The organism is Acrocarpospora corrugata (assembly GCF_009687845.1).
Lineage (GTDB): Bacteria > Actinomycetota > Actinomycetes > Streptosporangiales > Streptosporangiaceae > Acrocarpospora > Acrocarpospora corrugata.
The window spans coordinates 306,544-315,566 of sequence record NZ_BLAD01000037.1 but is presented as its reverse complement, the minus strand read 5'-3'; the positions used below and the strand labels follow the sequence as shown (position 1 = coordinate 315,566).

General features: G+C 70.8%; 6 protein-coding genes. All 6 read left to right on the top strand.

Annotated features, from left to right (window positions below; translation table 11 throughout):
- Positions 1–2,569 (top strand): glycoside hydrolase family 48 protein (locus Acor_RS04650; protein ID WP_155335244.1); only part of this gene is annotated, 2,569 nt, incomplete at its 5' end.
- 167 nt (positions 2,570–2,736) lie between these two features.
- The gene (locus tag Acor_RS04645) at positions 2,737–5,796 is read left to right on the top strand and encodes a non-ribosomal peptide synthetase (RefSeq protein ID WP_170316789.1); all 3,060 of its coding nucleotides are present in this window, start codon (positions 2,737–2,739) and stop codon (positions 5,794–5,796) included.
- A 29-nt stretch (positions 5,797–5,825) separates the two neighbouring features.
- Entirely contained in the window at positions 5,826–6,074 is a 249-nt protein-coding gene (locus Acor_RS04640) for an acyl carrier protein (RefSeq protein ID WP_155335242.1), read from the top strand.
- A complete protein-coding gene (locus Acor_RS04635; RefSeq protein WP_155335241.1) occupies positions 6,071–7,444 on the top strand; it encodes a condensation domain-containing protein in 1,374 nt (457 codons plus the stop codon). The genes Acor_RS04640 and Acor_RS04635 overlap by 4 nt, the downstream gene beginning before the upstream one ends.
- Positions 7,441–7,575: a hypothetical protein gene (locus tag Acor_RS45340; RefSeq protein ID WP_281353144.1), complete on the top strand. Its 135-nt coding sequence runs from the start codon at positions 7,441–7,443 to the stop codon at positions 7,573–7,575. Before Acor_RS04635 ends, Acor_RS45340 begins: the two co-directional genes overlap by 4 nt.
- Positions 7,572–9,023: a class I adenylate-forming enzyme family protein gene (locus tag Acor_RS04630; protein WP_218034124.1), complete on the top strand. Its 1,452-nt coding sequence runs from the start codon at positions 7,572–7,574 to the stop codon at positions 9,021–9,023. Before Acor_RS45340 ends, Acor_RS04630 begins: the two co-directional genes overlap by 4 nt.

Here is a 9,023-nt window from a genome sequence, read left to right as displayed (position 1 = left end):
CAGCGTGCCCGAGGGCGGCACCGCCAGCTACACCGTGCGGCTCAACGCCCAGCCCACCGGCAACGTCACGGTGACCAACACCGCCGCCGCCGGCGGAGACACCAACCTGACCGTCTCCGGCGGCGCTTCGCTGACCTTCACCACGGCCAACTGGCAGACGCCGCAGACGGTGACGCTGGCCGCGGCGCAGGACGCCGACACCACCAACGGCACCCGCACCATCAACGTCGCCTCCAGCGGCCTGACCACGGTTCCGGTCACCGCCACCGAGTTCGACGACGACACGCCCACCACCCAGTCGCTGGTCGTCACCCCGACCAGCCTCAGCGTGCCCGAGGGCGCGACGGCCATCTTCGGCGTGCGGCTGGCCGTCCAGCCCACGGCCAACGTGACCGTCACCGCCACGGCCGCGACCACCGGTGACACCAACATCACGGTGACCGGCGGCGCTTCACTCACCTTCACCACCGCGAACTGGAACACCAACCAGAACGTGACGCTGTCGGCGGCGCAGGACGCGGACAACACCAACGGCACCCGCACCATCAACGTGGCGTCCTCCGGGCTCACCACCGTCGCGGTCACCGCGACCGAGGCCGACGACGAGCCGGGCAGCACCAACGCGTACCTGACCGAGTTCCAGGCTCAGTACGACAAGCTGAAGGCGTCCGCGAGCGGCTACCTGTCGCCCGAGGGCATCCCGTACCACTCGATCGAGACCCTCATGGTGGAGGCCCCCGACCACGGTCACGAGACCACGTCGGAGGCGTTCAGCTTCCTGCTCTGGCTGGAGGCCCAGTACGGCCGCGTCACCAGGAACTGGGCGCCGTTCAACGCCGCCTGGACCCTGATGGAGAACTACATCATCCCGTCCGCGGCCAACCAGCCTGGCGGCATGACCAGCTACAACCCGGCGGACCCGGCCGACTACGCGCCCGAGTTCGGCCAGCCGAGCCAGTACCCCTCGCCGCTCAGCACCTCCGTGGTGGCCGGCCAGGACCCGCTGGCGAACGAGCTCGCCAGCACGTACGGCAACCGCAACATGTACGCCATGCACTGGCTGATCGACGTCGACGACGTCTACGGCTACGGCACCGGGCGGGGCAGCTCGCTCACCGAGTGCGGCGACAACACCAAGCGGGTCACCTACATCAACACCTACCAGCGCGGCCCGCAGGAGTCGGTGTGGGAGACGGTCCCGCACCCCTCGTGCGAGACGCAGCGTTACGGCGCCTCCGGCCAGGGCTACCAGCCGCTGTTCATCCAGGGCACCGCGGCCGCCCAGTGGCGCTACACCAACGCCCCCGACGCCGACGCCCGCGCCGTCCAGGCCGCCTACTGGGCGCTGACCTGGGCGACCGAGCAGGGCAACCAGTCCCAGATCTCGGCGACCCTCACCAAGGCCGCCAAGCTCGGCGACTACCTGCGCTACGCGATGTACGACAAGTACTTCAAGAACCCCGGCTGCGCCGCGCCGACCTGTGCGGCGGGTAGCGGCAAGAGCAGCTCGGCGTACCTGCTGAACTGGTACTTCGCGTGGGGTGGCGCGCTGGACGGCGCCTGGTCGTGGCGGATCGGTTCCAGCCACAACCACGGCGGCTACCAGAACCCGCTCGCCGCGTGGGCGCTGTCCCCGTCCGGTCCGACGGCGCTGCGCCCGCAGTCGCCGACCGCGGCCGCCGACTGGAACCAGAGCCTCACCCGGCAGGTGCAGTTCTACAAGTGGCTGCAGTCGGCGGAAGGCGCCATCGCCGGTGGCGCGACCAACAGCTGGGACGGCGCGTACGCCGCCCGGCCGGCGGGCGCTCCGCAGTTCTTCGGCATGACGTACGACGTCGCCCCGGTCTACCACGACCCGCCCTCGAACCAGTGGTTCGGCTTCCAGGGCTGGGGCGTGCAGCGCCTCGCGGAGCTGTACTACGTGACCGGCAACACGATGGCCAAGTCGGTGCTGGACAAGTGGGTGGCCTGGGCCATCTCGCAGACCACGCTCGGCGCCGGCAACACCTACCAGATCCCGAGTGACATGTCCTGGAGCGGCGCACCGTCGGCCAGCTTCAGCAGCACCACCGGAACGCCCGCGGACAACCCCGGCCTGCACGTCACGGTGCTCAACTACACCCAGGACGTCGGTGTCGCGGCCGCGTACGCCCGGACGCTGATCTACTACGCCGCCAAGGAGCCCACCAGCACGCTCGGCATCTCGGCCAAGAACACGGCCAAGGGCCTGCTGGACCGCATGATCATGCTGAAGGACTCCCGCGGCATCGTGGTGACCGAGCCGCGCGCCGACTACAACCGGTTCGACGACGTCTGGTCCTCTGGCAACCAGCAGGGCCTGTACATCCCGACCGGCTACAGCGGCGTCATGCCCAACGGTGACACCATCGTGCCGGGCAAGACGTTCCTCGGCATCCGTTCCTTCCTGACCAGCGACCCCGAGTGGCCGAAGGTTCAGACCTACCTGAACGGCGGCGCCGTGCCGACGTTCACCTACCACCGATTCTGGGCCCAGGCGGACGTCGCGATGGCGCTGGCCGACTACGGCTCGTTCTTCCCGACAGGGTGATCTAGTTTAGTCGGGTACGGCTGCCGCGTGCGGTAGCCGTACCCGATGAAACTTTCACGACCGCTCAGCGCATCTGCCTTCGCACGCCTGCGGATCTTGACGTCGGGGCCCGTAGGATGGGAGCGTTCCCACCAATAGTCGCTGGTCAAAGGGCTTCGATGCTCCCCTTGTCACTCGCACAGGAACGCTTATGGTTCCTGCACCGGCTCGATCCCCGAGACCCGTCGTACCATTTGTTCCACGTCGCCCGATTAACCGGACCACTGGACCCGGACCGGCTCGCCGCCGCACTGACCGTGATCACCGACCGGCACGAGGTGCTGCGCAGCCGCTTCCCGCTCAGGGACGGCTCCCCCGTCCAGGTCGTCGACTCACCGGAGCCGTTCGCGCTGGAGCTCGTCGATCTGGCCGAGCCTGACTGGCTGGTGACCGACCGGATCTCGCGGCCGTTCGACCTCGCCGCCGACCGGCTGATCCGGGCCACGCTGATCGCGACCGGTCCGGAGCGGTTCACCTTCTGCCTGGTCGTGCATCACATCGTGGCGGACGCCTGGTCGCTCGGGCTGCTCCGGCACGAGCTGGCCGTGCTGTACGCCGGGGAGGAGCCGCCGCCGCTGCCGGCCCAGTACGCCGACTTCGTCCGGGACGCCGACACGGGGGCGCCCAAGTCGCTGGACTACTGGACCGAGGTCCTGGTCGGCGCGACGCCGCTGGACCTGCCGGCCGACCGGCCCCGCCCGGCGGTGGTGACCACGGCCGGGGGTCATGTGCAGCGTGATCTGCCCGAGTCGCTGCTGCGGGCGGTGGATAAGTTCGCGGCCGTGGAACGCTGCACGCCGTTCATGGTGCTGATGGCGGCGTATCAGGCGTTGTTGTCCGGGCGGAGTGGGAGCACCGACATATCCATTGGGTTCGCGACGGCCGGGCGGCGGAGGGTGGAGTACGAGCCGCTGATCGGCTTGTTCGCGAACACGCTGGTGCTGCGCGGGGATCTGTCCGGGGATCCGACGTTCCGGGAGTTGCTGCGGCGGACCCGGTCACGGTTGCTGGCGGCGTACCGGCATGGGGATGTGCCGTTCGACCAGTTGCTGACGGCCCTGGACGTGGCCCGCGACCAGAGCAGGACGCCGCTGTTCCAGGCGATGTTCGGGCTGTTCAACCTGGCGAATCCGACGCTGACCCTGCCGGGCATCGAGACCGAGCACGTGGAACCCGAGTTCCCGCACGCGACCCACGAACTGCGCTTCGCGGTGTGGGAGAAGGGCATGCTCGCGGTCTACAACACCGACCTGTTCGACGCTACGACCATCACCCGATATGTAGCGAAATATCAGGACATCCTGGAGCAGGTGATCCGGGAGCCGGAGATCCCGCTGTCCCGGCTCACCGCGCCGCGCGGCGACGAACTCGACCTGGTGGTGCACGGCTGGAACCAGGCCGCGCCCGGCGTCTCCGGAACCTTCGACGCGATGTTCACCGCCCAGGTCCTGGCCGCGCCGGACGCGCTCGCCCTGGTCTGCGGCCCGGACCGGCTGACCTACGCCGAACTCGACCGCCGCGTCACCGACCTGGCCGCGCGCATCCCGGCGGGCCGGGGCGACCTGGTGGCGATCCAGCTCCCCCGCTCCACGGAACTGCTGGTGGCGCTGCTCGCGGTCCAGCGCGCGGGAGCGGCTTACGTCCCGCTCGACCCGGAATACCCGCCCGCGCGGCTGGCCTTCGTCCTCGACGACTCCGGCGCGCAGCCCCTGGCCCCGCAGTCCGAACCGGCCGCGCCGCCTTTGGCTCCGCAGACCGCACAGCGCCTGGCCACACGGGCCGTACCGACCGCGCCGCCCCTGGCTCCTCGGGCCGAAGCGACCGCGCCGAAATCACCTCCGTCGCCGGAGGACCCCGCCTACGTGCTGTACACCTCGGGTTCGACCGGTCTGCCGAAGGGCGTGACCGTCCCGCATTCGGCGCTCGCCAACCTGCTCGCCGCGATGGCCGCCCACCTCGGCTCAGGGCCGGGGGACGTCTGGCTGGCCGCGACCTCGCTCTCGTTCGACATCTCCGCCCTGGAGCTCTACCTGCCGCTGGTCAGCGGCGGCACGGTCGTACTGGCCGAATCCAACGACGCACCCGGGCTGGCCCGGCTCATCCGCGCCGAGTGCGTCACCCACGCCCAGGCCACCCCCTCCGGCTGGCGCGCCCTGCTCGACACCGGCTTCCGCGACCCCGCCCTGGTCGCCCTCGCCGGTGGCGAAGCCCTCCCGGCCGCGCTGGCCAGGGAACTGCGCCCCCGCGTCGGCCGCCTGGTCAACGTCTACGGCCCCACCGAGACCACGATCTGGTCCACCGCCTGGGAGGTCCCGGCCGACCCCGGCGAGATCAGGATCGGCTCCCCCATCGGCGGCACCCGCTGCTACGTCGTCGGCGAGCACCTCGACCCGCTCCCGATCGGCGTCCCCGGCGAACTCCTGATCGGCGGCTGCGGCGTCGCCCTCGGCTACCACGGCCGCCCCGCGCTCACCGCCGACCGCTTCGTCCCCGATCCGTACGGCCCGCCCGGCGCCCGCCTATACCGCACCGGCGACACCGTACGCCGCCGCCCCGACGGCACGCTGGAGTTCATCGGCCGCGCCGACAACCAGATCAAGCTCCGCGGCCACCGGATCGAACTCGGCGAGATCGAGTCGGTCCTGGAGACCGTCCCCGGCGTCCGCCAGGCCGTCGCCGCCGTCCACGGCGAGATCCTCGTCGCGTACGTCGTGCCGCCCCCCGGCGACCAGGACGAACTCCGCCGCCGCCTGGCCGAACGCCTCCCCGAGTACATGATCCCGGCCCTCTTCGCCGGCCTGGACGCCCTCCCCCTGACCGCCAACGGCAAGGTCGACCGCCGCGCCCTGCCCGCGCCCGACGGCCTGCCCGGCGCCGGCCGCCCGGCGTACGTCGCGCCCAGGACCGACGCGGAGGAACTGGTCGCCGAGGTCTGGAGCGACGTGCTCGGCCCCGGCGACCCGATCGGGGTCCACGACGACTTCTTCCGGATCGGGGGCCACTCGCTGATGACCGTCCGGGTCAGCGTGCGGCTCGCCGCCATCACCGGCATAGAACTGCCGCTGCGCACCCTGTTCGCCCGGCGCACGGTGGCCGACGTGGCCACCGCCCTGGAGGAACGCCTGCGCGAGGAGCTGGCGGCGATGCCGGAGGAGGAGGCCGAGCGGCTGCTCGGCGACGCTCCCTAACAGACAGCTCAGACCTGGAGGTGAATCCGGTGCAGGACTCCGTGGAGACCACGCTTCCTGGACGACTGGCCGTCATGGTGGCCGCCGCCACCGACGACCAGATCTCGGCCGACGACGTGCTGGCCGGCGAACACTCGCTGGCCGCGCTCGGCGTGACCTCGCTCAGCCTGATCCGGCTGGTCGACGCGATCGAGGACGAGTTCGGCGTGGACGTGGACCCCGGCCTGGTGGACGACTTCGCCAACCTGGTCGCGGACGTGGCCGGGAGGCTGCGGTGACCGAGCGGGTGCGCTTCACCGGCGGGCGGGCCGGCCGGGCCAGCCTCGCCTGGGGCCAGCGGGCCATCTGGGAGGCGATGCGGGAGGCCGGTCCCGCGAACGCGCACTACTTCAACATCTGGCGGGTGCTGGCGATGCCGCGCGGGCGCGGCCCGTACACCGTGGACCAGGTGCTCTCCGCGGTGGTCGCGCTGGTCGGGCGGCACGACTCGCTACGGACCAGGATCTCGGCCGACCAGGACGGCAGGCCGTTCCAGATCGTGTCGGCCGACGGATGGGTGCAGACGCGGGTGCAGGCCGCCACCGAGCAGGAAGCGGAGAAGGCGGCCGAGGGCCTGGTCCTGGATCTGGCCGCGCGCTCGTTCGACCTGGCCGAGGAGTGGCCGCTCCGGATCGGGCTGATCACCTGCGACGACGCGGTACGGCAGGTCGGAGTGGTGCTCTGCCACACCTCCGCCGACGGATACGCGGCCGACATCGTCCTGCGCGACCTGCGCCAGCTGCTGCTGCGCGGCAGCCTGACCCGGCCGCCGTCCCAGCAACTGCTGGACCTGGTCGCCGAGCAGGAGTCCGGCGTCGGCAGGAACCGGTCAGAGCGGGCACTGGCGCACTGGGAGGCGGGCTACCGCAAGATCCCGCCGACCATGTTCCCCGACCTGGTCGCCGAACCGGGTTCACCGCGCTGGAGCAAGGCGCTGCTGGAGTCCCGGGCCCTGGAGGACGCGGTCACCATCGTGGCCGCCCGCCACCACATGAGCACCGCGACCGTACTGCTCACCGCGGCCACCTCGCTGATCGGCACGATCGTCCCGCACGAGACCTGCGCGATCACCCCGATCGTTCACAACCGGTTCCGCCCCGAGACCCGGGACCTGGTGACCACACTTAGCCAACTCGGCCTGTTCACCCTCACCACCGACCCCGACGCCACCCTGGCCGAGACCCTGGAGACCACCCAGCCAGAAGCGATGCGCGCCTACCGGCACGCCCAGTACGACCAGCTGGCCTGGGACGAAATGGTGGCGCGAGTAAGCGCAGACCGCGAGGTCAAGGTCTACCCGTCATGCTGCTTCAACGACCTGCGCCCGGTCGACCACAGCGGCCTGCCCGACAGCTCACCGGGCGAGGACGCGGTCCGCACCTCGGTGGCCTCGTCCCGAATCGAATGGCTGCCGGGCGTCGACCATTTCAACTGCGACTTCTGCTTCTTCGTCACCCGCCAGAGTGGCATCCTGTCGATAGGTCTGAGCGCCGACACCTGCCGCCTCCCACAGAGCCGTATCGTCGGACTGCTGCGCGCCGTAGAGGAACTCGTAGTGGAATCAGCGTTCCGAGACGCACGCCCAGGCGAACTGGAGGTAGCTCCGTGATCTTCACCGAGCTGCTCAGGACCCTCGTCGAATCAGCGTTCCGGAGCGCACATCCGGGCGAGCTACTCAGAACCCTGGTCGGGTCGGCATTCCGGGGCGCGCGCCTGAGCGAGTTGGAGGTGGCTTCGTGATCTTGACTGAGCTGCTCAGGACTCGTGCCGCGGAGGATCCGGCGCGGGTCGCGATCGAGGTCGCGGGCGTGGACTCGCTCACCTTCGGGGCCTGGGAACGGCGGTCGGCGGCGGTGGCGCGCGGACTGGCCGCCCGGCCGGGCGAGCGAGTGGCGTTGCTGTTCGGTTCGCGGGACTGGGCCGACTACGCGGTGGCCTACCTCGGAGTCCTGCTGGCCGGCGCGGTGGCGGTGCCGCTCTCGGACCGCCTGGCCGAAGCCGAGCTGGAGTTCCTGGTACGCGACTGCGGCGCGGTCGGCGTCGTGCACGCCTCCCGGCTGAACCCGCCCAAGATCGAGGGCTGGACGGCGGTGCTCCCTGACCTGGAAACCACCGACGGCGACACCCCAGACGGCCCCAAGCCGAAGGACCTGGCCCAGATCCTCTACACCTCCGGCACCACCGGACGCCCGAAAGGCGTCGGCGCGACCCACGCCAACCTGGGCTTCGGCCGGGGCGGCCCGCCCGCCCGCCGGATGTTCCGGCACTCCAAGCACTTCCTGCACGCCTTCCCGATCGGCACCCAGGCCGGCCAGGCCATGCTCCTCAACGCCCTGGACACCGTCCCCGCCATGCTCGTCCCGCCGGTCTTCACCCCATCCAGGTTCGCCCGCCTGATCGAGTCCCACGGCGTCGGCACGGTCTTCCTGGTCCCCACGATGGCCAACGAACTACTCGCCGCCGGCGCCCCCGACCGCCACGACTTCTCCTCGGTCCTGCTGCTCGGCTCCGCCGCCGCCGCCCTGCCACCCGCCCTCGCCCTGCGCCTGACCAAAGCGTTCCCGAAGGCGACGGTGACGAACTACTACACCTCCACCGAAGCCGCCCCCGCCCAGACCGTGATGATCTTCGATCCGAACCGCCCGGCCGCCCTCGGCCGCCCCGCCTTCGGGAGCGGTCTACGGATCGGCGACGGAACGCTCCCGCCCGGCGAGATCGGCGAGGTCTGGCTGCGCTCCGGCGCCGCCCCCCGCTCGTATGTCGGCGACGGCGACGCCACCAACGCGGTCTTCAAGGACGGCTGGGTCCGAATGGGCGACCTCGGCCGCCTCGACGAGGACGGCTACCTCTACCTGATCGACCGCGAAAGCGACGTGATCAAATCCGGCGCCTTCAAGGTCTCCACGATCATGGTCGAAGCCGCCCTGTACGAACACCCCGACGTGGTCGAGGCCGCCGCCTTCGGCGTCCCAGACCCGGCCCTGGGCACGGCGGTGGCCGCAGCCGTCGTCACCACCGTCCCCATCACCCTGCCCGACCTGCGCGCCTTCCTGTCCACCCGGCTGGCCAGGCATGAACTCCCCGCGCACTACATGCTGCTCGACACGCTCCCCAAGAACCAGTCGGGCAAAATCCTCAAGACCGAACTGCGCGGCCTGCTCGGGACGCCGCGCGAGGAGAGCGAGTGA